The 26,310-nt window shown below is 60.9% G+C and carries 22 protein-coding genes; 9 read left to right on the forward strand and 13 right to left on the reverse strand.

Annotated elements, in window-relative coordinates:
- Positions 1–103: 103 nt before the first annotated feature.
- The 10 genes from trpE to BLU52_RS22175 form a co-directional block, all read right to left on the reverse strand.
- Positions 104–1,582: an anthranilate synthase component I gene (gene trpE, locus BLU52_RS22130; RefSeq protein WP_090286815.1), complete on the reverse strand. Its 1,479-nt coding sequence runs from the start codon at positions 1,580–1,582 to the stop codon at positions 104–106.
- Positions 1,583–1,652: 70 nt separating this feature from the next.
- Complete coding sequence (locus BLU52_RS22135; RefSeq protein WP_090286817.1) at positions 1,653–2,471, reverse strand: phosphoglycolate phosphatase; 819 nt, start codon at positions 2,469–2,471, stop codon at positions 1,653–1,655.
- Positions 2,468–3,142 carry a ribulose-phosphate 3-epimerase gene (gene rpe, locus BLU52_RS22140; protein ID WP_007918813.1) on the reverse strand — a complete coding sequence of 225 codons (675 nt, stop codon included), beginning with the start codon at positions 3,140–3,142 and terminating at the stop codon, positions 2,468–2,470. Before rpe ends, BLU52_RS22135 begins: the two co-directional genes overlap by 4 nt.
- A gap of 114 nt (positions 3,143–3,256) precedes the next feature.
- Positions 3,257–4,405 carry an iron-containing alcohol dehydrogenase gene (locus tag BLU52_RS22145; RefSeq protein WP_090286819.1) on the reverse strand — a complete coding sequence of 383 codons (1,149 nt, stop codon included), beginning with the start codon at positions 4,403–4,405 and terminating at the stop codon, positions 3,257–3,259.
- Positions 4,406–4,681: 276 nt separating this feature from the next.
- Positions 4,682–5,506 carry an ABC transporter permease gene (locus BLU52_RS22150; RefSeq protein ID WP_090286821.1) on the reverse strand — a complete coding sequence of 275 codons (825 nt, stop codon included), beginning with the start codon at positions 5,504–5,506 and terminating at the stop codon, positions 4,682–4,684.
- Between the two features lie 12 nt (positions 5,507–5,518).
- Positions 5,519–6,766: an ABC transporter permease gene (locus tag BLU52_RS22155; RefSeq protein WP_090286823.1), complete on the reverse strand. Its 1,248-nt coding sequence runs from the start codon at positions 6,764–6,766 to the stop codon at positions 5,519–5,521.
- Between the two features lie 193 nt (positions 6,767–6,959).
- The gene (locus BLU52_RS22160; protein ID WP_090286825.1) at positions 6,960–8,003 is read right to left on the reverse strand and encodes an ABC transporter substrate-binding protein; all 1,044 of its coding nucleotides are present in this window, start codon (positions 8,001–8,003) and stop codon (positions 6,960–6,962) included.
- 48 nt (positions 8,004–8,051) lie between these two features.
- Positions 8,052–9,176, reverse strand: coding sequence for an ABC transporter ATP-binding protein (locus BLU52_RS22165; protein WP_090286827.1), 1,125 nt, complete (start codon positions 9,174–9,176; stop codon positions 8,052–8,054).
- A gap of 350 nt (positions 9,177–9,526) precedes the next feature.
- Entirely contained in the window at positions 9,527–10,156 is a 630-nt protein-coding gene (locus BLU52_RS22170) for a response regulator (protein ID WP_090286829.1), read from the reverse strand.
- Between the two features lie 85 nt (positions 10,157–10,241).
- Entirely contained in the window at positions 10,242–12,638 is a 2,397-nt protein-coding gene (locus BLU52_RS22175) for a PAS domain-containing sensor histidine kinase (RefSeq protein ID WP_090286831.1), read from the reverse strand.
- 73 nt (positions 12,639–12,711) lie between these two features.
- On the opposite strand from BLU52_RS22175, the gene BLU52_RS22180 reads away from it, so the two are divergent.
- Entirely contained in the window at positions 12,712–13,701 is a 990-nt protein-coding gene (locus BLU52_RS22180) for an alpha/beta hydrolase family protein (RefSeq protein WP_090286833.1), read from the forward strand.
- 135 nt (positions 13,702–13,836) lie between these two features.
- Here the strand turns inward: BLU52_RS22180 and BLU52_RS22185 are convergent, their stop codons facing one another.
- The 3 genes from BLU52_RS22185 to BLU52_RS22195 are packed head-to-tail and all read right to left on the reverse strand — an operon-like array spanning position 13,837 to position 16,293.
- Positions 13,837–14,604 (reverse strand): TerB family tellurite resistance protein, encoded by a 768-nt coding sequence (locus tag BLU52_RS22185; RefSeq protein WP_090286835.1) that lies wholly within the window; start codon positions 14,602–14,604, stop codon positions 13,837–13,839.
- 1 nt (position 14,605) lies between these two features.
- A complete protein-coding gene (murU, locus tag BLU52_RS22190) occupies positions 14,606–15,277 on the reverse strand; it encodes an N-acetylmuramate alpha-1-phosphate uridylyltransferase MurU (protein WP_090286837.1) in 672 nt (223 codons plus the stop codon).
- Positions 15,274–16,293, reverse strand: a complete 1,020-nt coding sequence (locus BLU52_RS22195; protein ID WP_090286839.1) for an aminoglycoside phosphotransferase family protein — start codon at positions 16,291–16,293, stop codon at positions 15,274–15,276. The genes murU and BLU52_RS22195 overlap by 4 nt, the downstream gene beginning before the upstream one ends.
- A gap of 130 nt (positions 16,294–16,423) precedes the next feature.
- On the opposite strand from BLU52_RS22195, the gene BLU52_RS22200 reads away from it, so the two are divergent.
- The 8 genes from BLU52_RS22200 (at position 16,424) to BLU52_RS22235 (ending at position 26,281) form a co-directional block, all read left to right on the forward strand.
- The gene (locus BLU52_RS22200) at positions 16,424–19,225 is read left to right on the forward strand and encodes an LPS-assembly protein LptD (protein ID WP_090286841.1); all 2,802 of its coding nucleotides are present in this window, start codon (positions 16,424–16,426) and stop codon (positions 19,223–19,225) included.
- Complete coding sequence (gene surA, locus BLU52_RS22205) at positions 19,200–20,522, forward strand: peptidylprolyl isomerase SurA (protein WP_172833236.1); 1,323 nt, start codon at positions 19,200–19,202, stop codon at positions 20,520–20,522. Before BLU52_RS22200 ends, surA begins: the two co-directional genes overlap by 26 nt.
- Positions 20,519–21,508, forward strand: a complete 990-nt coding sequence (gene pdxA, locus BLU52_RS22210) for a 4-hydroxythreonine-4-phosphate dehydrogenase PdxA (protein ID WP_090286843.1) — start codon at positions 20,519–20,521, stop codon at positions 21,506–21,508. Before surA ends, pdxA begins: the two co-directional genes overlap by 4 nt.
- Positions 21,505–22,323 (forward strand): 16S rRNA (adenine(1518)-N(6)/adenine(1519)-N(6))-dimethyltransferase RsmA, encoded by an 819-nt coding sequence (gene rsmA, locus BLU52_RS22215; RefSeq protein WP_090286845.1) that lies wholly within the window; start codon positions 21,505–21,507, stop codon positions 22,321–22,323. Before pdxA ends, rsmA begins: the two co-directional genes overlap by 4 nt.
- A gap of 113 nt (positions 22,324–22,436) precedes the next feature.
- Positions 22,437–22,817 (forward strand): Co2+/Mg2+ efflux protein ApaG, encoded by a 381-nt coding sequence (apaG, locus tag BLU52_RS22220; RefSeq protein ID WP_090286847.1) that lies wholly within the window; start codon positions 22,437–22,439, stop codon positions 22,815–22,817.
- Positions 22,817–23,698 (forward strand): symmetrical bis(5'-nucleosyl)-tetraphosphatase, encoded by an 882-nt coding sequence (locus BLU52_RS22225; RefSeq protein ID WP_090286849.1) that lies wholly within the window; start codon positions 22,817–22,819, stop codon positions 23,696–23,698. Before apaG ends, BLU52_RS22225 begins: the two co-directional genes overlap by 1 nt.
- 34 nt (positions 23,699–23,732) lie before the next feature.
- Positions 23,733–24,062 carry a thiosulfate sulfurtransferase GlpE gene (gene glpE, locus BLU52_RS22230; RefSeq protein ID WP_090286851.1) on the forward strand — a complete coding sequence of 110 codons (330 nt, stop codon included), beginning with the start codon at positions 23,733–23,735 and terminating at the stop codon, positions 24,060–24,062.
- Between the two features lie 296 nt (positions 24,063–24,358).
- Positions 24,359–26,281 (forward strand): PrkA family serine protein kinase, encoded by a 1,923-nt coding sequence (locus tag BLU52_RS22235; protein ID WP_090286853.1) that lies wholly within the window; start codon positions 24,359–24,361, stop codon positions 26,279–26,281.
- Positions 26,282–26,310: the final 29 nt, after the last annotated feature.

Genomic DNA, 26,310 nt, shown 5'->3' on the forward strand with positions numbered 1-26,310 from the left:
CATGTGGGAGCGAGCCTGCTCGCGAAAGCGCTGGGTCAGTCAACTGATGTGTTGAATGTTATTCCGCTATCGCGAGCAGGCGAAGGCCTACAGGGGAGCTCTGTCAGTCCGGGGTCTGCTCGGCCAGCGCCACGGCGCGGAACATCGCGCGGCGTTTGTTCAGGGTTTCTTCCCATTCCAGCGCCGGCACCGAGTCGGCGACGATGCCGCCACCGGCCTGCACGTGCAGTTCGCCGTTCTTGATCACTGCGGTGCGAATCGCGATCGCGGTGTCCATGTTGCCGTTCCAGGCGAAGTAACCGACCGCACCGCCGTACACGCCCCGCTTGACCGGCTCGAGTTCGTCGATGATTTCCATTGCGCGGATTTTCGGCGCGCCCGACAAGGTGCCCGCCGGCAGAATCGCCCGCAGCGCATCCATCGCGGTGAGCCCGGCTTTCAACTGGCCGGTGACGTTGGAAACAATGTGCATCACGTTGGAATAACGCTCGATGACCATTTTCTCGGTGAGTTTCACCGAACCGATCTCCGAGACTCTCCCGGTATCGTTGCGGCCCAGGTCGATCAGCATCAGGTGCTCGGCGATTTCCTTGTCGTCGGAGAGCAGATCCTGCTCCAGCGCCACATCGGCCTCTTCCGTGGCGCCGCGTGGGCGCGTACCGGCGATCGGGCGCACGGTGATCAGGTTGTCCTCAACGCGCACCAGCACTTCCGGCGAACTGCCGACGACATGGAAGTCGCCGAAATTGAAGAAGTACATGTACGGCGTCGGGTTGAAGCAACGCAGCGCGCGGTACAGATCGATCGGCGCAGCCTTGAAGTCGATCGACATGCGCTGCGACGGCACCACTTGCATGCAGTCGCCGGCGAGGATGTATTCCTTGATGGTGTCGACGGCTTTTTCGTAATCGTTCTGGGTGAAGCTCGAGCGGAATACTGGATCTGCCGACTGCTGCTTGCTGAAATCCAGTCCACGACGCGGCGTGATCGGCTGGCGCAGTTGCTCGAGCAACTCCTGCAAACGCGCCTGACCCTGTTCGAAGGCATCGGCCTGCGTCGGGTCGGCCAGCACGATCGCATGCATCTTGCTGGCGAGGTTGTCGAACACCACAACGGCATCGGAAACCATCAGCAGAATGTCCGGCACGCCCAGCGGATCAGGATTCGGGCATTTGCCCAGACGTTTTTCGACATAACGCACGCAGTCGTAACCGAAGTAACCGACCAGACCACCGTTGAAACGCGGCAGGCCGGCAATGGTCGGCACGTTGTAGCGCGCCTTGAAGGTCTCGACGAAGGCCAATGGATCTTCAACGTCATGGCTTTCGGTCTCGACGCCATCGACGGTGACGCTGACATGATGGTCATGTACACGCAGAACGGTGCGGCACGGCAGGCCGATCATCGAGTAACGGCCCCATTTCTCGCCGCCCTGCACTGATTCGAGCAGGTAGGTATTGGGCTGGTCGGCCAGTTTCAGGTAGATCGACAGCGGTGTGTCGAAGTCGGCCAGGGTTTCGCAGGCCAGCGGAATGCGGTTGTAGCCGTCAGCGGCCAAGCGCAGGAATTCTTCGCGGATCATGAGGTGCCTCGTGGTGTGAGGGGCAATCGGTCAGGTATGCAAACGCGCCGGCGGGCCGGCCAGGAACAAGTCAGGCGCGCCAACGCCAGCGGGCCAGGGCCTTGATGACTTTCATCCAGAGTTTGCGAGTGACCACCACGATGGCGTTTCCAGAACGGGATTGAGCAGCGTCGGGCAACGTTATCTCAGCGGCTGAACCGAGGCAACCGGGAATTAACTCGCGCAGATTGTCGATCACCAGCGCCGGCGATTCCTCGGCGATCGGCCGGCCATGGTTGTAGCCGTAACTGAGCGCCACACACTTGACCCCCGCCGCTTTCGCCGCCAGCACGTCGCTGCGCGAATCGCCGACGAACAACGATTGCGAGGCCGGGATGTTGGCCATTTTCATCACGAAGAACAGCGCCGCCGGATCGGGCTTCTGCTGCGGCAAGGTATCGCCGCCAATGATCCATTTGAAATAGCGACCGATCTTCATCTGATCCAGCAGCGGCGCGACGAAGCGCTCCGGCTTGTTGGTGATCAGCGCCATGGCCACGCCTTGCTTGTGCAGCCATTTCAAGGTGTCGCGCACACCGGGATAGACCACGGTCAGCTCATGGCTGGCGCCGTAGGCCTGCATGAAAATTTCCAGCGCGCGTTCGGCCTCGGCATTGTCCACCGCCGAATGATCGATACCGCCGGCCAGCGCCCGACGCACCAGCACCGGCGCGCCGTTGCCGACCCACTGCCGTACCGCGTCGATGCCCGCAGGCGGGTGCCCGAGGGTGAGCAGCATGTTGTCCACCGCCGCTGCCAGGTCGGGAACCGAGTCGATCAGCGTGCCATCCAGATCGAACATCACCAGCCGTGGCAGTTTCCCCGGGAACAGCTGCTCGAACCCGCTCATGGGCGGGCCAGCGCCAGTTCGGAGCGCATCTTGTCGATGACTTCCTGATAGTTCGGTGCGTTGAAGATCGCCGAGCCGGCAACAAAGGTGTCGGCGCCAGCGGCGGCGATTTCACGGATGTTGTTGACGTTGACGCCACCGTCGATTTCCAGACGGATATCACGCCCGGAGGCATCGATGATCGCCCGCGCTTCGCGCAATTTGTCGAGGGTGCCGGGAATGAACTTCTGCCCGCCGAAGCCTGGGTTGACGCTCATCAGCAGAACCATGTCGACCTTGTCGATCACGTACTTGAGCACGTCCAGCGGGGTCGCCGGGTTGAACACCAGACCGGATTTGCAGCCGCCTTCGCGGATCAGTTGCAGCGAGCGATCGACGTGCAGCGTGGCTTCGGGGTGGAAGGTGATATAGGTGGCGCCGGCTTCGATGAAGTCACCGACGATGCGATCCACCGGGCTGACCATCAAGTGTGCGTCGATCGGCGCGGTGACGCCGTACTTGCGCAGGGCCGCGCAGACCATCGGGCCGATGGTCAGGTTCGGCACGTAGTGGTTGTCCATGACGTCGAAGTGAACGAAGTCGGCGCCGGCGGCGAGAACGTTGTCCACTTCCTCGCCGAGGCGGGCGAAGTCGGCGGAGAGGATCGACGGAGCAATTACGAAGGGCTGCATGACGCACCTGTGCTGAGCTAAATCACGATGGCGCGCATTGTATACCTCAAGTTTGTGCGCACGCACCGTGACCGCGATGATTGGGTTGTGCCATGACGCCGGTTCGGCAGTGACTCAGTAGGCCGCGCGGTAGATCTTCTCGATGTCCGCGGCGCTGAGCTTGCGCGGGTTGTTGCGCATCAGCCGCTCGATGCCGGCGGCTTCCACAGCCATCGCCGGGATCGCCGCTTCCGGCACGCCGAAACTGCGTAACCCGACCGGAATTTCCACTGCCGCGCACAAATCGGCCATCGCCTGCACGGCTTTGTCCGCCGCTTCGGCCGCACTCAGGTGCGCAGTCTTCAGCCCCATGGCTTCGGCGATATCCTGCATCCGTTCGACGCAGGCCATCTTGTTCCAGGTCATCACATACGGCAGCAGCAAGGCGTTGCTCACGCCATGGGCAATGTTGAAGCGCCCGCCCAGCGGGTATGCCAGCGCATGCACCGCGCCGACCCCGGCATTGCCGAACGCCATGCCGGCCATGAGGCTGGCGGTGGCCATGTCTTCGCGGGCTTGCAGGTTGGCGCCGTTGGCGTAGGCCTTGGGCAAGGCGCTGGCAATCAGCTTGATGGCGCCGATGGCCAGGGAGTCGGTGATCGGCGAGGCATTCACCGACAAATAGGATTCGATGGCATGCACCAGCGCATCGACACCGCTGGCGGCAGTGACGCTGCGCGGGCAGGTCAGGGTCATCTGCGGGCTGACCAATGCTACGTCCGGCAGTAGATAGTCGCTGACAATGCCTTTTTTCAGTTGCGCGACCTTGTCGGAAAGGATCGCCACGTTAGTCACCTCGGAACCGGTGCCGGCGGTGGTCGGGATGGCGATCAGCGGCGGGCCTTTGCGCGGCACTTGGTCGACGCCGAACAGATCTTCCAGCGCACCGTGGTAACCGGCATAGGCGGCAACACTCTTGGCGATGTCGATGGCACTGCCGCCACCGAGCCCGATCAAGCCGTCATGCCCGCCTTCGCGATAGGCGCGCATGCAGTCTTCGACGATGGCGATTTCCGGGTCGGGCAATACACGGTCGAAGATCTCGTAGTCACGCCCGCCAAGTTGCGCCAGGGCCAGCTCGACGGTGCCGGACTGGACCAGCGCGGCGTCGGTCACGATCAGTGGGTTATCAACATCGAGGCGGGTGAGTTCGGCGGCCAGTTGTTCGATGGCTGCGGCACCGGTGATCAGTTTGTGAGCGATTTTGAACTGGGACAGATTCATTGGGCGCAGCCTCTTATGGATAGGGGAGCTGGGCACAAGATTAGCTGGGGATTTGGGGTTGTCTGTGATTCAGGTAGTGAATAATCAAAAGCAAAAGCCCCTCACCCTAGCCCTCTCCCAAAGGGAGAGGGGACTGACCGAGTTGTTTGGGAGAAGTACACCGACGTGCGATACCGAGTCGAACACAGATTTTGAAGCACACCGAGATCGGCTCCCTTTCCCCCTCGCCCCCTTGGGGAGAGGGCTGGGGTGAGGGGGTAGCTTTTGATCTGGACGTTAAACCTGGGCGGTACGCAGCTTCTCGCCGCGGCCCCGTAGCCATTCCAGCGTCAGCAGCAGGATTACGGAGAAGGCAATCAGCAACGTCGCCGCCGCCGCAATCGTCGGACTCAGGTTCTCGCGTATCCCGCTGAACATCTGCCGCGGCAAGGTCGCCTGCTCGGGCCCGGCGAGAAACAGCGTCACCACCACCTCATCAAACGACGTCGCAAAGGCAAACAGTGCCCCGGAAATCACCCCCGGCGCAATCAGCGGCAAGGTCACCCGGCGAAATGCGGTCAGTGGCGAAGCACCGAGACTCGCCGCCGCCCGCACCAGATTGTGATTGAAGCCCTGCAGGGTCGCCGACACCGTGATGATCACGAACGGCACGCCGAGCACCGCGTGCACAACGATCAGCGAGAAAAAGCTGTTGCCCAGCCCCAGCGGCGCGAAAAACAGGTAACTCGCCACGCCGATGATCACCACTGGCACCACCATCGGCGAAATCACCAAGGCCATCACCAGCGACTTGCCGGGGAAGTCGCCACGGGTCAGGCCGATCGCTGCCAGCGTACCGAAGATCATCGCCAGCACCGTCGCGGCCGGGGCGACGATGATGCTGTTCTTCAGTGCGCGCATCCACTCCGCGGAAGCGAAGAAGTCGTGGTACCACTGCAAGGAAAAGCCTTGCAGCGGGTAGACCAGGAAACTGCCCGAATTGAACGACAGCGGCACGATCACCAACACCGGCAGGATCAGGAACAGCAGGATCAGGCCGCAGAGGATTCGCAGGCTGTAGAACCACACCCGTTCGATGGGCGACATGTAAGGACTGAGCATTTCGAATTCCCCTTAGCTCAAGCGCAGGCGACTGGCGCCGACCAGCCAGCTGTAGATCAGATAAAGCACCACGGTCGCCAGCAAGAGCAGCCCGCCGAGCGCGGTAGCCATGCCCCAGTTGATGCTGGTGTTGGTGTAGAACGCGACGAAGTAGCTGACCATTTGATCGTTCGGGCTGCCGAGCAGCGCCGGGGTGATGTAGTAGCCGATGGCGAGAATGAACACCAACAGGCAGCCGGCCCCGACACCCGCGTAGGTCTGCGGAAAATACACCCGCCAGAAACTGGCGAACGGGTGGCAGCCAAGGGAGATCGCCGCGCGCATGTAGGTCGGCGAGATGCCTTTCATCACGCTGTAGATCGGCAAAATCATGAACGGCAGCAGAATGTGCACCATCGAGATGTACACGCCGGTGCGGTTGAACACCAGTTCCAGCGGCTTGTCGATGATGCCCATCGCCAGCAATGCACTGTTGATCAGGCCACCCGATTGCAGGAGCACGATCCACGCCGCGACTCGCACCAGAATCGAGGTCCAGAACGGCAGCAGCACCAGAATCATCAGCAGGTTGCTTTGCCGCGAAGGCAGATTCGCCAGCAGATAGGCCAATGGATAAGCGAGCAGCAGGCAGATCACCGTAATGACCAGGCCCATCCAGAAAGTGCGAGCAAAGATGTCGAGGTAGATTGCCTGATCCGGGGTCGCCGGGGCCAGTTCGCCGAGGTCGTCGATGCGATGGTCGACTGCCGCCAGCAGGTAATACGGAGTGATGCTGCTGGTGTTGCGTTTGACCGCTTGCCAGTAGGCCGGGTCGCCCCATCGCTCATCGAGGCCTTCGAGGGCTTCTTTATACGAGGCCGGTTCGCTGGCGAATGGCAGCGCCCGGGCGGTTTTGGTCAGCAGGCTGCGATAGCCGGCCAACTCCATGTTCAAGCGCTTGGACAGGTCGCCCAGCGTCTGGTTTTTGCGTGCTTCGGCGAGGTCTTCGCTGGCGGCTTTGTACACCGGTTCGGCAGGCAGGCCGCGGCCGTCCCAACTCGCGATGGCAGTGACAGTGCGCGGCATGCCGCCGACCACTTCGGGGTTGCCGACGCTTTTGTAGAGCAGCGCCACGATCGGCACCAGAAACACCAGCAACAGAAACAGCACCAGCGGCGCAATCAGCGCCTGGGCTTTCCAGCGGTTGACCCGCTCGGCGCGCTTGAGCTTCTGCTTCAAGGTGGGGCTGGCGCCCTCGTTCAGGGGAACGGCGATGGCCATGACGTACTCCGCAAATCTTTGATCGTTACAGAGGTGGCGAGCCACCTCTGTTGTGTTGAAACAGCGCTAACTGTGGGAGCGAGCCTGCTCGCGAAGAGGCCAGCCCATTGAACATGGATGCTGGCTGTACTGGCGCTTTCGCGAGCAGGCTCGCTCCCACATGGGCAGGCAAGCCCACCCCACTGGACCCTGCTTACTTGGCCGCCCAGGAATTGAAGCGCTGTTCCAGTTGCTCGCCGTTGTCAGCCCAGAAGCTGACGTCGATCTGCACCTGGTTGGCGATGTTTTCCGGGGTGGTCGGCATGTCTTTCAGGACGTCCTTGGCCAGCAGCGGTACGGCTTGAGTGTTGGCAGGGCCGTAGGCAATGTTTTCCGAGTAGGTCTTCTGCTGCTGCGGCTGCACCGAGTAGGCGATGAATTTCTTCGCCGCTTCGGCACGCTTGGCGTCCAGACCTTTCGGGATGGCCCAGGCGTCGAAGTCGTAGATGCCGCCGTTCCACACCACTTTCAGGTTGGACTCTTTCTGCACCGCAGCGATGCGACCGTTGTAGGCCGAGCTCATCACCACGTCACCCGAAGCGAGGTACTGCGGCGGTTGCGCGCCGGCTTCCCACCATTGAATGCTCGGTTTCAGCTCGTCGAGTTTCTTGAACGCCCGATCCTGACCGCCCTTGCTCGCCAGCTCTTTGTAGACGTCTTTCGGCGCCACGCCGTCGGCCATCAAGGCGAATTCGAGGGTGTACTTGGCGCCTTTGCGCAGGCCACGCTTGCCGGGAAATTTCTTCGTGTCCCAGAAATCCGCCCAGCTTGTGGGTGCGGTTTTCAGCTTGTCGGCGTTGTACGCCAGTACGGTCGACCAAACGAAGAAGCCCACGCCGCATGGCTGAATCGCGCCTTTGACGTAGTCTTCGGTCTTGCCGAACAGCGCCGGGTCGAGTTGCTCGAACATGTCTTCGTCGCAGCCACGGGACAGCTCTGGCGACTCCACTTCGACCAGATCCCACGACACGCTCTTGGTGTCGACCATGGCTTTGACCTTGGCCATTTCGCCGTTGTACTCACCGGCGACGATCTTGCCGTTGCCCGCCGCTTCCCACGGTGCATAGAAGGCTTTGACTTGCGCGGCCTTGTTCGCCCCGCCAAACGACACCACGGTCAAATCCGGGCCGGCGGCCATTGCGCCGGTCGCACCCATCAGGCCCAGGGTCAGGGCGGTGAACTTCAGGGATCTCAACATTTATTGTTCTCTCCACGTGCAGGGTTGGTGTTGGTATTGCCGGGACGCTTAATGCGCCTCTGAAAGAGGATCGAGTGCGCGTACGTGCTCGACCTGCCAGCCAAGCGGAACCACGTCGCCGACGCTGAGCGCTGGATCGAGCTCGGCAATCGGTTGTTTCACGAAGAAGTCGGTCTTGCCGCAGACTTCCAGGCGCACCCGGACGTGGTCGCCCAGATAGATGAATTCCGCCACCCTCCCTGAGAAGCGGTTGACGCATTGATCACTGGAACCGTTGAGGCTGACCCGCTCCGGGCGGATCGACAGGGTCACCGGCTCGCCGGTCTGGCCGACGTTGACCGCCAGCGCCTCGACCTTCTCGCCGCGACCCAGCTCGACCACACAACGCTCGCCGCTCTGGCTGAGCAGACGACCGTTGAGGCGGTTGTTCTCGCCGATGAAGTTGGCGACGAAGGTGTTTTTCGGCTCTTCATAAAGCGTACGTGGCGGAGCGATCTGCTGGATTTCGCCCTGATGGAACACGGCGACACGGTCAGACATGGTCAGCGCTTCACCCTGATCGTGGGTCACGTAGACCACAGTCACGCCGAGGCGCTGGTGCAGGTGCTTGATCTCCATCTGCATGTGTTCGCGCAATTGCTTGTCGAGCGCGCCCAACGGTTCGTCCATCAGCACCAGTTGCGGTTCGAACACCAACGCGCGAGCCAGTGCCACCCGCTGTTGCTGACCACCGGACAACTGCGCCGGATAGCGCGAAGCGAACGCGTCGAGCTGGACCATGCTGAGGACTTTCTTCACCCGCTCGCCGACGTCGCTTTTGTTCAAGCCACGCACGGTCAGCGGGAAGGCGAGGTTTTCCGCGACGGTCATGTGCGGGAACAGCGCGTAATTCTGAAATACCATGCCGATGTCGCGCTTGTGCGGCGGCACGTTGTTGATCGAGCGCCCGGCCAGCAGGATTTCGCCGGCGGTTGGCGTTTCAAAACCGGCGAGCATCATCAGGCTGGTGGTCTTGCCGGAACCGGACGGCCCGAGCAGGGTGAGAAATTCGCCTTTGCGAATGTCCAGGTTGAGGTCTTTGACGATCAGGTTCTCGCCATCGTAGCTCTTCTGCACTCCACGAAAGCTGACCAGCACATCACTGGCCCCTGCGTTTGAATCGACCTGGCTCATACCCGCACCTTTGTTGTTGATGACTGCTTGTGAGTCAAGCCTAGTGGCTGCTGACAGCCGCGCAAATCGGGGCGCAGGAGAGAATGGCTTAAGCCGGATGGAAGGTTCGGGGTAGGGATTGCCCTACAAGGATGGCGCGTTTTGGCAAACGCAGCGGCAAGCCATAAGCTGCGAGCCGCAAGAACGGGCAAAAGCGCTTGTCGCTAACAGATATGCCGACAATCTTGACTGCTGCACCGCCCCCTGTAGGAGTGAGCCTGCTCGCGATAGCGGTGCACCAGTCACTGAGTGGGTGCCTGACAGAACGCCATCGCGAGCAGGCTCACTCCTACAGGGGATTGCGGTGAAGCTCAGAGGAGCTTGTGCTCCATCGCATACTTCACCAGTTCGGCCAGCGAGGTGATGTTGAGCTTTTGCATCAGGCGCGCCTTGTGCGTGCTGATGGTCTTGCTGCTGAGCGCCAGTTGCTGGGCGATGTCGTTGACGTTGGCGCCCTGAGCCAGGCGCTCGAACACCGAAAACTCACGCTCGGACAACAGCGAATGCAGCGGCCGCGCATCGGTCAGGCCGACTTCGAACACCATGCGGTCGGCCAGCTCGGGGTCGATGTAACGCCCGCCCGCGGCAACCTTGCGAATCGCCGTCAGCAACAGGGCCGGATCACTGTCCTTGGTCGCGTACCCGGCCGCGCCGACTTTCAATGCGCGGGCGGCCATCTGCGCTTCGTCGTGCATCGACAACACCAGAATCGCCGGCGGATTGTTCAACGCGCGAATACGCGGAATCGCCTCGAGGCCATTGACCCCGGGCATGGAGATATCCAGCAGCACCACTTCGCACGGCACATGGCGCAGGGTTTCCAGCAATTGCTCACCATTGCTCGCCTCGCCGACCACTTGCAGGTCCTTGGCCAGGCCAATCAACTGCTTGATGCCCTCGCGGACGATGGTGTGGTCTTCGGCTACCAGTACACGGATCAATTCTTCTCTCCAGATTTCAGGTATACACCAATCCCTGTGTGAGCGAGCCTGCTCGCGATAGCGTCAGCCCAAATACTACAAGTCTTCAAACCTCACCCACCGGCACCCGCACCACGAGACTGGTGCCCTCCCCCGGCTCACTCTCAAGCGTCAACTGCCCGCCCATGATCAGCACCCGCTCGCGCATGCCGACCAGACCAAACGAAGTCGGCCGACCGGTAGCGGCGATAAATCCTGCGCCATCATCGCTGACCGTCAGACACAATTCATCGCCCTCCAGCGCCAGCGTCAGTTCCACCGTGTGCGCCTGGGCATGGCGCATGACGTTGGTCAGGGCCTCCTGCAAAATCCGGAACAGCCCCACCGCTTTGGCATCGCTGAGCGCCGGCAGATTGTCCGGCACCTGCACCAGACATGGAATCTGCGTACGCGCCTCGAACCGCCGCGCCTGCCATTCGATCGCCGAAGCAATCCCGGCATCGAGAATCGGTGGCCGCAGCGCCGTTGCCACATCCCGCACCAGTTGAAACAACTGGGCGATAAGGCGCTTCATGCTGTTGAGTCGCTCATGCAGGCCGGGATCGAGTTGCGCGTACGCCAATTCGCACATCGAGGTTTCCAGTTTCAGCACCGTGAGCATCTGCCCCAGCTCATCATGGACTTCGCGGGCGATCCGCGCCTTCTCTTCTTCGCGCACGCTTTCAAGGTGCGCCGACAATTCACGCAGCTGTTCGCGCGAAGCGGCCAGTTCCAGCTCGATGCGCTTGCTCTCGCTGATGTCCCAGACAATGCCATCCCAGACGTACGCGCCGTCCTCCAGTTGCCGGGTGATCGCCTTGATCTCGGCCCAGCGCTGCTCGCCCTGACGCGTGAGGATGCGCCCCTGCCACGACCAGTCGCTGTCACTGTCGAGCGCCTGATCCTGAGTGCGGTGATAACTGGCCTTGTCGTCCGGGTGCACCAGACCGCGCAGGCCCATGTCGCGATGGGCGATGACGGCCGGGGCGTAACCGACCAGACTTTCACTGCCTTCGCTGATGTAGGCGAAATCGATCTGCCCGGTGACCGGCGCCCGCTCCAGACGGAACACCAGCCCGGGCACGTTGGCAGCGATGCCCTGCAGGCGCGCTTCACTTTCCTGCAACGCCGCCAGGGCGCGACGCCGTTCAGTCACGTCGGTGAGGTAGACCACCAGGTATTCACTGTCGCGAAAACGCAGAAAACTCAGCGACACGTCCGCCGGCAGAACACTGCCGTCGGCACGCAGGCAACTGGTTTCGAAACTCAGCGGCCCCTCTTCACTGGTCCGCGCGCGTTTCCACAGGTTGAGCCAGCGATCCATGTGCAGGCCCGGCTCAAAGTCGATCAGCGGGCGTTCGATCAAGCCACCGGCGGGATAGCCAAGCATGCTTTCGGCCGCGCGATTGGCGTAGCGCACATGGCTGTCCCAGTTGACCCACAGGATGCCGACGGTGCTTTGATCGATGGAAAACTGCGTCAGGCGCAGCGCCTCCTCACTCGCGGTACGCAGGGCGATGTCTTCACGCGCGGCAAGCAGGCGCTGTTCCAGGCTGTGCTGTTGGCGCCGCTGCCAGAACACAATCGCGGCACAACTGAGCAGCATTACCGCAAACAACAGGCTGAGGTTCTGCCAGAACCCCGGCGATTCCGACAACCGTGGATATTTGGGTTGCAGCCACTGGTTGTGCAGCTGTTCCAGATCCTTGGCCGGAATCGCGCGCAACGCACTCTGGACGATGCCGGCCAGTTCCGGCCAATCGCGGCGCGACGCCACTCGCAGCAGCTGCGGCAGGCCGATATCGCCAACCACCACCAGCTCGGCGAACTCCGGTTCGACCGACAGGCGACCCAGTTGGGCTTCATCGACGACGGCGTAGGCGGCTTGCTGGCTCAACAGCAACTGCAACGCCTGACGCTCGAGCGGCACGCCTTGCAGGTTCAGGTGCGGATAATTGCTGCGCAGATAATCGGCGGTGGTGCTCGGCATGCGCACCGCGACGCGGGTCTGGCTGTCGATTTTTTCCAGATCGACCACGCCGGCGCCTTTCTGGTCACTGACCACCAGTTGCGGTACGCGCATGTATGGGTCGGAAAAATGCCACAGGCGCAATGCGCTGGGGGTCTGGCTGAGGCCCGGGGCGATATCGATTTCGCCGTCGCGCAAGGCGTTTTCCAACTGACCGAGGTCCTGAAAGTTGCGCCAGCTCAATTCGATATTCAGCGCTTTGGCCAACAGCTTCATCAGCTCGACATTCGCGCCCGACAGTCGCTGCAAACGCCGATCGTATGTCGCGTAGGGCGCCTGCAAGACCAGTCCGACGCGCAGCTCATTGTGCTGCGCCAGCCATTGCTGCTGGCTCGCCGACAATTGCGCAAGGTGTGCAGGCGGCGCAGGCGCGGCCCAGCCCATCAAGGGAAACCACAAACAGCCGATAACCCACAGGCAGCAAAATCGCTTCATTGAAGTCTCATACACTGACAAATTCTGACCAACCCATTAGGCTGCCGGGATACTTTCTGGCCTGGAATAACCGATGCCCTTTGTTTATCGCCTGGCAATGCCAGCATTGTGCCTGTCGCTGATCCTGCCTTGTGCGTTTTCCGTCGAAGCCGCCGATCCGGCGCCTGCCGCCACGGCAGAAAAACCCGCCGAAGAGAAACCGGTCGAACGCCAGCCCTTGCTTGAGCGTAGTCAGGAAGAAGCTGCTGCACTGGAACGTCTTCTGCCGGCGCAAGAGCAGCAACAATTGCAGGCTGGCAGCGAAACCTTCCTGGCGCTGTGGAAACCGGCCAACACGGCCGAACCCAAAGGCGCGGTGATCATCATTCCTGGCGCCAGCGAAACCGCAGACTGGCCGCAGGCAATCGGCCCGTTGCGGCGCAAACTGCCGAACGCCCAGTGGAGCAGCCTGAGTATCACCCTGCCCGACCTGCAAAGCGATGCCATCGCACCGCGGGTCATCGAGCCCGCCGCAGCGCCGAAAGCGCCTGAGTCCGGCAGCAAGGATTCAACCACCGCGCAGCCGATCGAGCAGGCTGCTGGTGGCGAAGCCGAAGTCGCCGATCAGGTCGTCGCCGAAACCACCGAGGAACAATCCCGGGCTGACGCCGAACGAATCTTCGCACGCATCGACGCGGCGATTGCCTACGCCGAACAGCAGAGCGCGCGCAGCATCGTCGTGCTCGGCCACGGCACCGGCGCCTACTGGGCGGCGCGCTATCTGAGCGAGAAACAAACGGCGCAGGTGGAGAAATTCGTCATGGTTGATGCGCAGGCGCCGGCCAAGGCCAAGCCGCCACTGGCCGAGCTGACGCCGACGCTGAAGCTGCCGACGGCGGATATTTTCTACATGGACAAGCCGCTGGATCGCAACGCAGCGCTGGAGCGCATGCAGGCGAGCAAACGTCTGAAGACGTCGGCGTTCAGCCAGGTCGCGCTCAAGGCATTGCCGGACAAAAAGGCCGAGGAGGAGCAGCTGTTGCGTCGAGTGCGGGGATGGTTGAATCCGCAGAGCACGGACTGACCAGTAGACCGAGTAGCGCCCATCCCGAGCAGGCTCACTCCTACAGTTGATCGTGTTCCTTCAGTTGAAACGCAATCATCTGTAGGAGTGAGCCTGCTCGCGAAGATGCCAGATCACACAACGCACCTTTAATGGCTAGCGAAAATCCCGTCGCTCGCGAATCAACGTGTAGGCATTGTGCAATTCGCGAGTACGCTCGGTCGCCTCGCGCACCTGCGCCGCTGACGCCCCGCTGCCGGCGATCTTGTCCGGATGATGGCGACTGAGCAGGCGCCTGTAAGCGCGCTTGATCTGCGCCGGCTCGCTGCTCGCCGAGACGCCGAGCAGCTTCATCGCTTCCTGATAACTCACCGCTGCACTGACGATCGGCCGCTTGCCCGGCTCGTAATCACTGGCCAGCGCCTGTACCTGCTGCGGCGTCCAGCCCAGCCACTTGCCCCACTGTGCCAGCAGTTCACGCTCACTGACGCCAGCGCGACCATCAGCCCAGACCATCCGCCAGCAGGCGCGCAACACGCCCTCGGTGGCATGCGGCTGGGCGCTCAGACGGCGCAGATAACCGCGCAGATTGTCGCTGCCCGACTTGCCACGGTTGAACGCAGCAATGGCTCGACGCGTGGCCGGCTCGCTCATTTCCAGCGCGCGCATTTCATTACGCGCCTGCTGAATATGCCCGTCCGTCACTCGACCGTCGCTCTTGGCCAACCGCCCGAGCAGCACGAACAACAGCTCGTCGTTGCGCAACATCGGCCGGCCGCCGAGCTTTTCCCGCAAATGCCCCCAGCTCTGCAGATTCAGGCGCCGGTCCAGCGCCTGTCCCAACAATGCCCCAAGCATGGCCCCCGGAATGCTGGCGATTGCAAAACCCACTCCGGCTCCAATCAGAGTCCCTGGCCACAACATATCAGCGACTCGCTTCTATCAAGGTTTCAGCTTCGGCCAGACGCTCGTGTGTACCGACATCCACCCAGTGCCCTTTCAAACGCTCGCCGCTGACCTCGCCGGCCGCCATGGCTTTGCGCAGTAGCGGCGCAAGCTTGAAGGCGCCGTCGCTACAGCCGTCGAACAGTTGCGGATGGAGTACGGCGATGCCGCTGTAAGTCAGCGTCGGCATATCCGGCTGGCCGTCCTGCACCTTGCCGTCGACCAGGGAAAAATCACCGTTGGGGTGATGCGCCGGATTGTCCGCCAGCACCAGATGCGCCAGTCCGGCGATCGGTTGATGCAGGACGCTGAAGTCGTAGTCGGTCCAGATGTCGCCGTTGACCACCAGAAACGCATCGTCACCCAGCAACGGCAAAGCACGGAAAATCCCGCCGCCGGTTTCCAGTGGCTCGCCTTCCGGCGAGTACTGGATGCTCAGGCCGAACCGCGAGCCGTCCCCCAAGTGGTCTTCGATCTGCTGTCCGAGCCAGGCGTGGTTGATCACAATCTGGTTGAAGCCAGCCGCGGCGAGGGCGCGCAGGTGATATTCGATCAACGGCACGCCGCCGGCACGTACCAGCGGTTTTGGCGTTGTCAAGGTCAACGGACGCATGCGCTCGCCTTTGCCTGCCGCCAGAATCATTGCCTTCATGCCGTCGCTCCAGCACGCAAGCTGCTGAACAGCGCTTGCAGCTCCGCCAGTTCAGGACGACGGGCAATCACCGCTTCTATATAAGAGAAGAAGCGCGGCACGTCCGCCAGATAGCGTGGCTTGCCGTCGCGGTGGCAGATGCGCGCGAAAATGCCGATGACTTTCAGATGGCGCTGCACGCCCATCAGGTCGCTGGCGCGCAGGAAATCGGCAAAATCAGCCTGCACCGGGATATTCAGCGCCTGGGCTTGCTGCCAGTATTTTTTCAGCCATTCGTGCACGCGTTCTTCAGGCCAGCTGAGGAAGGCGTCCTTGAACAGGCAAGTAACGTCATAGGTCACCGGGCCGTAGACCGCATCCTGGAAATCCAGCACACCGGGGTTGGGCTCGCTGAGCATCAAGTTGCGCGGCATGTAGTCGCGGTGTACCAGCACCGTCGGCTGGGCCAGGGCGCTGTCGATCAGCAGATCGCTGATGTACTGCCATTGCTGTTGTTGAGCCGCATCGAACTCGACACCCAGTTCGCGCTTCACATACCACTCGGGAAACAATTCCAGCTCACGGCGCAGCAACGCCACGTCGTAGCTGGGCAGCGGCGCAACCATCGGCAATTGCTGAAAGGCCAGCAAGGCTTGCAGCGCATCGTCGAACAAAGCGTCGGCATTTTCGCCATTGATCACGTCGAGATAGGTCTGGTTGCCCAGGTCATTGAGCAAAAGAAAGCCGCGCTCGAGGTCTTCGGCATAAATTTTCGGCACGTTGATTGCGGATTTCGCCAGCAAAAAGGCGATATCCACGAACGGTTTGCAGTTTTCCTGAGGCGGCGGCGCGTCCATCACGACGAAGCTGCGACCCTCGCCTTCCCAGCGGAAGTAACGGCGGAAACTCGCGTCGCTGCTGGCCGCGGTCAACGTGGCCGGGGGCACGGTGCCCCAGCCTTGTTGTACAAACAGATTCGCCAACTGCTCATCGAGCCAAACTTTCAGGTGTTGCAAGCGTACATCTTGGTCAGGCATTGCAAGGGTCTCCGACGGCGCTAGCCGTCAAGCGGGTCATGCTTTATTATCCAGCATCTTTTTCAGACCATCGAGAGGCGTGCGGCCCACACCGCGGGCAGATGGCACGCAGGAAGCCCGGACTAATAAGATGGCATTGAAATCCCCCGCGTTTCGTAAAAAATTTCCGTTGTTGGTAACCGGCAGTCTGCTGGCTATGCAACCTCTGGCCAGTCAATTCGTTGTTGCCGCCGAGCAGTATGACTGCTCCGTCTCGGCTACGGGTGGTTGGGACTGTGCGCCCAAATCACCGGCCGCTGCGTTGCCGCCGCGCCCGGTGCATGACGGCAGTGCCGTCAGCGCCACCGGCGATGCGCCGAGCGAGAACGGTTCGACAGCCGACACCGGCCCGAAAACCGCACTCGTCACCGAAGCCAAGGGCCGCGGTCTCAAATCCCGTAGCGAAGACTACAGTCACCTCGACTGGGTTCCGCGCGAGAAACTCACCGCCGCTCAACTGGCCGAGACCGGGCCTTACTGCTCCGGCGCCTACATCGAGCCGACTCGTCCTGGCATGAATGACAAGACGAACAAAAGCGACGCTCCGACCTTTATCGGCGCAAAAGCCTCGCGCTATAACACCGATGATCAAGTCGGTACGCTGGCCGGTGATGTGGTCCTGCGTCAGGGCAGCATGCAGGTCGAGTCCGACGAGGCCAGCCTGTATCAGGCCGAGAGCCGCGCCGAACTCAATGGCGACGTACGCATTCGTGACAATGGCGCGCTGATCGTCGGCGACCACGCCGATGTGCAGCTCGACACCGGTGAAGCCAAGGTCGACAACGCCGAATACGTGATGCACAAATCACGCATCCGCGGCAACGCGCTGTACGCCAAGCGTGCCGAGAACGCGATCATTCGCTTGAAGGACGGCACGTACACCACGTGCGAACCGAACAGCAACGCATGGCAGCTCAAGGGCAACAACATCACGCTGAACCCGGCAACCGGTTTCGGTACCGCGACCAACGTGACGTTGCGCGTCAAGGACATCCCGATCCTGTACACGCCGTACATCTACTTCCCTATCGACGATCGTCGTCAGTCGGGCTTCCTGCCGCCGACCATCGGCAGCGGCAGCGATACCGGCTTCATGCTGGTCACACCGTACTACTTCAACCTGGCACCGAACTACGATGCCACGTTGTACCCGCGCTACATGAGCAAGCGCGGCATGCTGGTGGAAGGCGAGTTCCGTTACCTGACCAAGTCGAGTGAAGGTCAGTTCGGTGCGTCGTATCTCAACGACGAGAACGACGATCGCAAGCGCCAGTCCGATTACAACGAGACGCGCTACATGTACAACTGGCAGCACAAGGGCGGTCTCGACTCCCGTGTGCTCACCCAGGTTGACTACACCAAGATCAGCGATCCGTATTATTTCCAGGATCTGCAGACCGATCAGATCGGCGTCAAGAGCGACGATTACGTCAACCAGCAGGGTTCCGTCACCTATCGTGGCGACAACTACACTGCGCGCCTGAATGCCCAGCAGTACCAACTGGCGACTGTTTCGAACATCACGCCTTACGGTCGTTTGCCGCAGATCACCTTCAACGGTCAACTGCCGTACCACCCGGAAGGCTTGAACTTCGATTACGAAACCGAGCTGGTTCGTTTCGATCGTGACTTGCGCAGCGGCACGTTTGTTCAGGAAGACGGCGTCACCACCGAGTCGCGCCTGGACAACAATATTCAAGGTCTGGCCCGCGCCAACGGCGACCGTCTGAATCTGAAACCGGGCGTCAGCCTGCCGATGAACTGGACGTATGGCTTCCTCAAGCCGTCGCTCAAGTACCAATACACGCAGTACCAGCTTGATCTGGACAACACCGGCAAATCGCAGATCGATGTGATGACCGCCGAGCAGAAGAAGCTCAACGGTGAATTCGACAGCAACCAGAACCGCGGCGTACCAATCGCCAGCATCGATGGTGGCCTGTACTTCGACCGCAACACTTCGTACTTCGGCAAGAATTACCGTCAAACCCTGGAACCACGTCTGTTCTACCTCTATGTACCCGAGGTGGATCAGGAGGACATCCCGGTATTCGACACCAGTGAATACACCTTCAACTACGCCTCGCTGTTCCGCGACAATCGCTTCTCCGGTTCCGACCGTGTCGGCGACGAGAACAAGTTGTCGCTGGGCGTGACCAGTCGCTGGATTGAAGACAACGGTTTCGAACGCCAGCGCATCAGTGTCGGTCAGGCGTTGTACTTCAAGGATCGCAAGGTTCAACTGCCGGGCATCGCATTCAACGATCGTGACGACGCCAAATCCGACGTCTCGCCATACGCTCTGGAGTACGAATACCGCTGGAACCGTGACTGGCGCACCACGGCCGACTACAACTGGGATCCGGACAGCCGCAGCCCGCGTTCCGGCAGTGCGATGTTCCACTATCAGCCTGAAGACAACCCGAACAAGGTCGTCAACCTTGGCTATCGCTATCGCAACGACCAGGTTCGCTATGACCAGAACACCGGTAAATGGTCGGTCGGTGGCGGCGACTACGGCACCCCGGGGCAGCCTGGCTACGTGAAGGACTACTACAAGATCCAGCAGCATGACTTCTCGGTCATCTGGCCGATCGTTCCGCAGTGGAGCGCGATCAGCCGCTGGCAGTACGACTACAACCGCAACCGTACGCTGGAAGCCTTTGGCGGTTTCGAGTACGACAACTGCTGCTGGAAATTGCGCCTGATCAACCGTTACTGGGTTTCCTACGACGAGTTCAGTCAGGAAGCTCCGCAAAACGAAAAAGGCGACCATGGCGTCTTCCTCCAAATTGTTCTGAAGGGACTCGGCGGCCTCACCGGCGCCAAGGTAGAGAGCTTCCTCGACAAAGGCATTCAAGGTTATCGTGAACGTGAAGACCAAGCTTTCTGATTGTCTGCGCCCGCTGATGCTGGGCGCGCTGTTCCTGGGTACGGCGGCCAACGCCGCCGTGCAGTCCATCGACAAAGTGGTAGCGATCGTCGACAACGACGTGGTCATGCAGAGCCAGCTGGACCAGCGTGTCCACGAAGTGCAGCAGACTATCGCCAAGCGTGGCGGCGGCTTGCCGCCTCCGGGCGTGCTGGATCAACAGGTGCTCGAACGTCTGATCGTCGAAAACCTGCAGCTGCAGATCGGCGAGCGCTCCGGTATCCGCATCACCGACGAAGAGTTGAACCAGGCGGTCGGCACCATTGCCCAGCGTAACAACATGAGCATTGATCAGTTCCGTGCTGCACTGGCTCGCGATGGCCTGTCCTACGACGATGCCCGCGACCAGATCAAACGCGAGATGATCATCAGCCGCGTGCGTCAGCGTCGTGTGGCAGAACGCATTCAGGTCTCCGAGCAGGAAGTGAAGAACTTTCTCGCCTCCGACCTGGGCAAAATGCAACTGTCTGAAGAACTGCACCTGGCCAACATCCTGATTCCGACCCCGGAAAGCGCCAACTCCGAAGCGATTCAGAGCGCCGCGCGTCAGGCCATGGAGGTTTACCAGCAGCTCAAGCAAGGCGCCGACTTCGGCCAGATGGCCGTGGCGAAATCGGGCAGCGACAACGCACTGGAAGGCGGCGACATGGGCTGGCGTAAAGCCGCGCAATTGCCACCGCCGTTCGATCGCGAGCTGAGCAGCATGGCCGTTGGCGACATCACTCAACCTGCACGCACGCCGGGCGGCTTCATCATCCTGAAACTGCTGGGCAAACGTGGCGGCGAAGCGCAGATGCGCGACGAAGTGCATGTTCGTCACATTCTGGTCAAGCCGAGCCCGATTCGCGACGAAGCCAAGACCGAGGCGCTGGTGAAGTCGCTGTATGAGCGCATCACTGCCGGGGAAGATTTCGCTACGCTGGCGAAAAACTACTCCGAAGACCCGGGCTCGGCACTCAACGGCGGCGACCTGAACTGGATCGATCCGAACGCACTGGTACCGGAATTCCGCGAAGTGATGGCCACGACCCCGCAAGGTCAGCTGTCCAAGCCATTCCAGACCCAATACGGCTGGCATGTTCTGGAAGTCCTTGGCCGTCGCGCCACCGACAGCACCGAACAGGCTCGCGAGCAGCAAGCCCTGACCGTCCTGCGTAACCGCAAATACGACGAAGAGCTGCAAACCTGGCTGCGTCAGATCCGTGACGAAGCGTACGTAGAGATCAAACTTCCTGGTGCAGACCAGGCAGCGCAGTGAAACCCCGGCGTTTCGCGCTGACACCCGGCGAGCCAGCCGGCATCGGTCCCGACCTGTGCCTGCTGCTCGCCTCGCAAGCCCAGCCACACCCCCTGATCGCCATCACCAGCCGCGACCTGCTCCTCGAGCGGGCCGCGCAGCTGGGACTGGCTGTCGATCTGCTGGATGTCAGCCCTGATCACTGGCCGGACGCTCCGGCGCCCGCCAACAGCCTGTATGTCTGGGACACGCCACTGAGCGCCCCCGTGGTGGCCGGGCAACTGGACAAGGCCAACGCGGCGTTCGTCCTCGACACCCTGACCCGCGCCGGCAACGGCTGCCTGAGCGGCGACTTCGCCGGGATGATTACCGCACCCGTGCACAAGGGCGCGATCAACGAGTCAGGTATCGCGTTCTCCGGGCACACCGAATTTCTCGCTGACCTGACTCACACCGCGCAAGTGGTGATGATGCTCGCCACCCGCGGTTTGCGCGTGGCATTGGTCACCACTCACCTGCCCCTGCGCGAAATTGCCGACGCGATCACACCGGAGCGGCTGGAGCGGGTTACGCGCATCCTGCATGCCGACCTGCAAAACAAATTCGGCATCGCCCAGCCACGGATTCTGGTGTGCGGACTCAACCCGCACGCCGGCGAAGGTGGTCATCTGGGCCGTGAAGAAATCGACATCATCGAACCGACATTGGAACGCCTGCGCGGCGAGGGCATGGACCTCCGTGGCCCGCTGCCTGCCGACACTCTGTTTACCCCCAAGTATCTGGAGCACTGCGACGCAGTGCTGGCGATGTACCACGACCAGGGCCTGCCCGTGCTGAAATACAAAGGCTTCGGCGCAGCCGTCAACGTGACGCTGGGCCTGCCGATCATCCGCACGTCGGTCGATCACGGCACCGCGCTTGATCTGGCCGGCAGCGGCAAGATCGACACTGGCAGCCTGCAAGTCGCCCTGGAAACCGCCTACCAGATGGCCGAGACCCGTTTATGACCGAGCAATACCAACACAAGGCGCGCAAACGCTTTGGCCAGAACTTCCTGCACGATGCCGGCGTTATCGACCGCATCCTGCGCTCCATCCATGCCAAAGCAGAAGACCGTCTGCTGGAAATCGGCCCGGGCCAGGGCGCACTGACCGCCGGCCTGCTGTCCTCCGGCGCGCAACTCGATGTGGTGGAACTGGACAAGGACCTGATCCCGATCCTTAACCAGCAGTTCGCCGGCAAAAGCAATTTCAACCTGCACCAGGGCGATGCACTGAAATTCGACTTCAACACGCTCAACGCTGCGCCAAACAGCCTGCGCGTGGTCGGCAACCTCCCGTACAACATCTCGACGCCGCTGATTTTTCACCTGCTGAATAACGCCGGCATCATTCGCGACATGCACTTCATGCTGCAAAAAGAAGTGGTCGAGCGTCTGGCCGCGGGTCCTGGCGGTGGTGATTGGGGTCGTCTGTCGATCATGGTTCAGTACCACTGCCGCGTCGAACACCTGTTCAACGTCGGCCCGGGCGCGTTCAATCCGCCGCCGAAAGTCGATTCGGCAATCGTTCGCCTGGTGCCGCATGCAGTACTGCCGCACCCGGCCAAGGATCATCGCCTGCTCGAACGCGTGGTGCGCGAGGCGTTCAACCAGCGCCGCAAGACCTTGCGCAACACGCTCAAGCAACTGCTCAGCAATGCCGAAATCGAAGCCGCCGGCGTCGATGGCAGCCTGCGTCCCGAGCAACTGGATCTGGCCGCGTTCGTGCGCCTGGCAGACCAGCTCGCCGTACAAGTTCCGGCCGCCCCTGTCGCCGACTGACCGGCGATGAACGCTATCGGGCAGCACACCACTCTGGTTTACTGCCCGATACTTGCCTAGACTGATTCCCCATCAGCTACGCCCCGCGTTCCGCTTCGTTAAGGCCTTTTTGCATGTCCGATTCCCGTTATAAGGTTGATGTCAGCGTCGTCACCCGCTATCTGGCAGAACAATCGCAACCCGAAAATGACCGCTTCGCTTTCGCCTACACCATCACTGTGCAGAACAACGGTCAGATTCCCGCCAAGCTTCTGTCCCGGCACTGGGTGATTACTGACGGTGATGGCCATGTCGAAGAAGTGCGCGGTGAAGGCGTCGTCGGCCAGCAACCGTTAATCGATGCAGGCAAGAACCACGTCTACATCAGCGGCACCGTGATGACCACCAAGGTCGGTACCATGCAGGGCACTTATCAAATGCTCGCCGACGATGGCAAACATTTCGACGCGATCATCAAACCATTCCGCCTTGCCGTGCCCGGAGCCCTGCACTGATGACGACGTATGCCGTCGGCGACCTGCAAGGCTGCCTCGAACCGCTCAAATGCCTGCTCAAGCAAGTGGCGTTCGATCCGCAACTCGATCGACTCTGGCTGGTGGGTGATCTGGTCAACCGTGGCCCGCAATCGCTGGAAACCCTGCGTTTTCTGTACGGCATGCGCGAGTCGCTGGTTTGCGTACTCGGCAATCACGATCTGCATCTGCTCGCCGCCGCAAAAAACATCGAACGCCTGAAAAAATCCGACACCCTGCGGGAAATCATCGAAGCGCCGGAATGCGCAGAACTGCTCGAATGGGTACGCCAGCAAAAACTCATGCACTACGACGAGCATCGCGATGTCGCCATGGTTCACGCCGGCATCCCACCGCAATGGTCGCTGCGTCGCGCCCTGAAGTGCGCCGCCGAAGTCGAGACGGCATTGCGCGATGACAATATGTTGCCGGCCTTTCTCGACGGCATGTATGGCAACGATCCGGCGAAATGGGACAGCGATCTCAAAGGCGTCGAGCGCTTGCGGGTCATCACCAACTATTTCACGCGCATGCGGTTCTGCACCGCCGATGGCAAACTCGACCTCAAAAGCAAGGAAGGCCTCGACGCTGCTCCGCCCGGCTATAAACCGTGGTTCCAGCACAAAGAGCGCAAGACCCGCGGCCTGCGCATCATCTTCGGCCATTGGGCGGCGCTGGAAGGCAACATCCACGAACCGGGTATCTCGGCGCTGGACACCGGATGTGTCTGGGGTGGCAGCCTGACCCTGATGAACGTCGACAGCGGTGAACGCCTGTCGTGCAAATGCGATGAACATGGCGGACTCGCACCTTCAGTCGCGCCATCCATTCCCGAAACCTCACCAGTCGGCGCACCGCGTTAGACTGCGTTATCAGCTGAGCAACAGGAACACAGCCATGACCGAATTCAAACGAATCCTCCCGGAGCAGGCCCAGGCACTGCGCGAAAAAGGCGCCGTCGTGGTCGACGTGCGCGACCCGGCGACTTTTGCCGCCCTGCACATCAGCGGTTCGAAGCATCTGGACAACCATTCTCTGCACGCTTTCATTGAGGGTGCCGACCTCGATGCGCCGACTGTCGTGGTCTGCTATCACGGCAATTCCAGCCAGGGCGCAGCCGCCTATCTGGTGGGCCAGGGCTTCTCCGACGTCTACAGCATGGACGGCGGCTTTGAACTGTGGCGTACGACTTATCCTTCGGAAACTGCGCAAGGCAGCGACGAATAATTTTTTTTGTCACGCGCAGCCCCCGGCTTCCGCGGGCCTGCGCGAGGCAGACGAACGGTCTGCCACAACTAATTACGTATCTCGCCTTTACCTCTCGAATTCCCAACTATCCTTAAGCGCAGGCCATCCAAAACAGGGGAGAGCCGGTACACCGGCGCACGGGTCATCGGGAGTAGCTTCCGCGGTTGTCCACTGCGGGAGAGTTCTGGGGGGTAAACAACGGCTGCCACTGTGGCTGTTGCCAGCATCGACTGAGTGATCCGGCGTCGGCTCCACGTATCGAGCGAGGTGACGTCATGAGTATCTTTAGCCACTTCCAACAACGCTTCGAATCCACACGCCAGGAAGAATTCTCTCTGCAGGAATACCTGGAACTGTGCAAAAAGGATCGCAGCGCCTACGTATCCGCCGCCGAACGTCTGCTGCTGGCGATTGGCGAACCGGAACTGCTCGACACTTCGACCAACTCGAGGCTGTCGCGCATCTTCTCCAACAAGGTGATCCGCCGTTATCCGGCCTTTGAAGACTTCCACGGGATGGAAGAATGCATCGATCAGATCGTCTCGTATTTCCGCCACGCCGCTCAGGGCCTGGAAGAGAAGAAACAGATCCTTTATCTGCTCGGTCCCGTCGGCGGCGGTAAATCGTCCCTGGCCGAGAAGCTGAAACAGCTGATTGAAAAAGTGCCCTTCTACGCAATCAAGGGCTCACCGGTATTCGAATCGCCACTGGGTCTGTTCAACGCCACCGAAGATGGCGCGATCCTCGAAGAAGACTTCGGTATCCCGCGGCGCTACCTCAATACCATCATGTCGCCATGGGCGACCAAACGCCTGGCCGAATTCGGCGGCGATATCAGCCAGTTCCGCGTGGTCAAGCTGTACCCGTCGATCCTCAATCAGATCGCCGTGGCCAAGACCGAACCGGGCGACGAGAACAACCAGGACATTTCCGCACTGGTCGGCAAGGTCGACATCCGCAAACTCGAGGAATACCCACAGAACGACGCCGACGCCTACAGCTACTCCGGTGCGCTGTGCCGGGCCAACCAGGGCCTGATGGAATTCGTCGAAATGTTCAAGGCACCGATCAAGGTGCTGCACCCACTCCTGACGGCGACCCAGGAAGGCAACTACAACAGTACCGAAGGCCTCGGCGCGATTCCGTTCACCGGGATTCTGCTCGCTCACTCCAACGAATCGGAGTGGCATACCTTCCGCAACAACAAGAACAACGAAGCGTTCATCGACCGGATCTACATCGTCAAAGTGCCGTACTGCCTGCGCGTCAGTGACGAAGTGAAGATCTACGACAAACTGCTGTTCAACAGTTCACTGGCCAAGGCGCACTGCGCGCCGGACACCCTGAAGATGCTGGCGCAGTTCACCGTGCTGTCGCGTCTCAAGGAGCCGGAAAACTCCAATATCTATTCGAAGATGCGCGTCTACGACGGCGAAAACCTCAAGGACACCGATCCGAAGGCCAAGTCGATTCAGGAATACCGCGACTCGGCCGGCGTCGACGAGGGCATGAACGGTCTGTCGACCCGCTTCGCCTTCAAGATCCTGTCCAAGGTATTCAACTTCGATCCGCATGAAATCGCCGCCAACCCGGTGCACCTGCTCTATGTGCTGGAACAGCAGATCGAACAGGAACAGTTCCAGGCCGAGACCCGCGAACGCTACCTGCGCTATCTGAAGGAATACCTCGCGCCGCGCTACATCGAGTTCATCGGCAAGGAAATCCAGACCGCTTACCTCGAGTCCTACAGCGAGTACGGCCAGAACATCTTCGACCGCTACGTGCTCTACGCGGACTTCTGGATTCAGGATCAGGAGTACCGCGACCCGGAAACCGGCGAAATCCTCAACCGCGTCGCGCTCAACGAAGAACTGGAGAAAATCGAAAAACCGGCCGGCATCAGCAATCCGAAGGATTTCCGCAACGAGATCGTCAACTTCGTCCTGCGCGCCCGGGCCAACAACAACGGCAAGAACCCGACCTGGCTCAGCTACGAAAAACTGCGGGTGGTCATCGAGAAGAAAATGTTCTCCAACACCGAAGACCTGCTGCCCGTCATCAGCTTCAACGCCAAGGCCAGCAAAGAGGACCAGCAAAAACACAACGACTTCGTTACACGCATGGTTGAACGTGGCTACACCGATAAACAGGTACGACTGCTGTCCGAATGGTACCTGCGGGTCCGCAAGTCGCAGTGAGGCAGCTGCAAGCTACAAGCCACAAGCTG

Origin of the sequence: Pseudomonas granadensis (genome assembly GCF_900105485.1) — a bacterium.
Lineage (GTDB): Bacteria > Pseudomonadota > Gammaproteobacteria > Pseudomonadales > Pseudomonadaceae > Aquipseudomonas > Aquipseudomonas granadensis.

Coding starts and splice junctions, on each gene's coding strand:
- trpE (WP_090286815.1), bottom strand. CDS start 1,582: ATGATCCGCGAAGAATTCCTGCGCTTGGCCGCTGACGGCTACAACCGC.
- BLU52_RS22135 (WP_090286817.1), bottom strand. CDS start 2,471: ATGAGCGGGTTCGAGCAGCTGTTCCCGGGGAAACTGCCACGGCTGGTG.
- rpe (WP_007918813.1), bottom strand. CDS start 3,142: ATGCAGCCCTTCGTAATTGCTCCGTCGATCCTCTCCGCCGACTTCGCC.
- BLU52_RS22145 (WP_090286819.1), bottom strand. CDS start 4,405: ATGAATCTGTCCCAGTTCAAAATCGCTCACAAACTGATCACCGGTGCC.
- BLU52_RS22150 (WP_090286821.1), bottom strand. CDS start 5,506: ATGCTCAGTCCTTACATGTCGCCCATCGAACGGGTGTGGTTCTACAGC.
- BLU52_RS22155 (WP_090286823.1), bottom strand. CDS start 6,766: ATGGCCATCGCCGTTCCCCTGAACGAGGGCGCCAGCCCCACCTTGAAG.
- BLU52_RS22160 (WP_090286825.1), bottom strand. CDS start 8,003: ATGTTGAGATCCCTGAAGTTCACCGCCCTGACCCTGGGCCTGATGGGT.
- BLU52_RS22165 (WP_090286827.1), bottom strand. CDS start 9,176: ATGAGCCAGGTCGATTCAAACGCAGGGGCCAGTGATGTGCTGGTCAGC.
- BLU52_RS22175 (WP_090286831.1), bottom strand. CDS start 12,638: ATGAAGCGATTTTGCTGCCTGTGGGTTATCGGCTGTTTGTGGTTTCCC.
- BLU52_RS22180 (WP_090286833.1), top strand. CDS start 12,712: ATGCCCTTTGTTTATCGCCTGGCAATGCCAGCATTGTGCCTGTCGCTG.
- BLU52_RS22185 (WP_090286835.1), bottom strand. CDS start 14,604: ATGTTGTGGCCAGGGACTCTGATTGGAGCCGGAGTGGGTTTTGCAATC.
- murU (WP_090286837.1), bottom strand. CDS start 15,277: ATGAAGGCAATGATTCTGGCGGCAGGCAAAGGCGAGCGCATGCGTCCG.
- BLU52_RS22195 (WP_090286839.1), bottom strand. CDS start 16,293: ATGCCTGACCAAGATGTACGCTTGCAACACCTGAAAGTTTGGCTCGAT.
- BLU52_RS22200 (WP_090286841.1), top strand. CDS start 16,424: ATGGCATTGAAATCCCCCGCGTTTCGTAAAAAATTTCCGTTGTTGGTA.
- rsmA (WP_090286845.1), top strand. CDS start 21,505: ATGACCGAGCAATACCAACACAAGGCGCGCAAACGCTTTGGCCAGAAC.
- apaG (WP_090286847.1), top strand. CDS start 22,437: ATGTCCGATTCCCGTTATAAGGTTGATGTCAGCGTCGTCACCCGCTAT.
- BLU52_RS22225 (WP_090286849.1), top strand. CDS start 22,817: ATGACGACGTATGCCGTCGGCGACCTGCAAGGCTGCCTCGAACCGCTC.
- glpE (WP_090286851.1), top strand. CDS start 23,733: ATGACCGAATTCAAACGAATCCTCCCGGAGCAGGCCCAGGCACTGCGC.
- BLU52_RS22235 (WP_090286853.1), top strand. CDS start 24,359: ATGAGTATCTTTAGCCACTTCCAACAACGCTTCGAATCCACACGCCAG.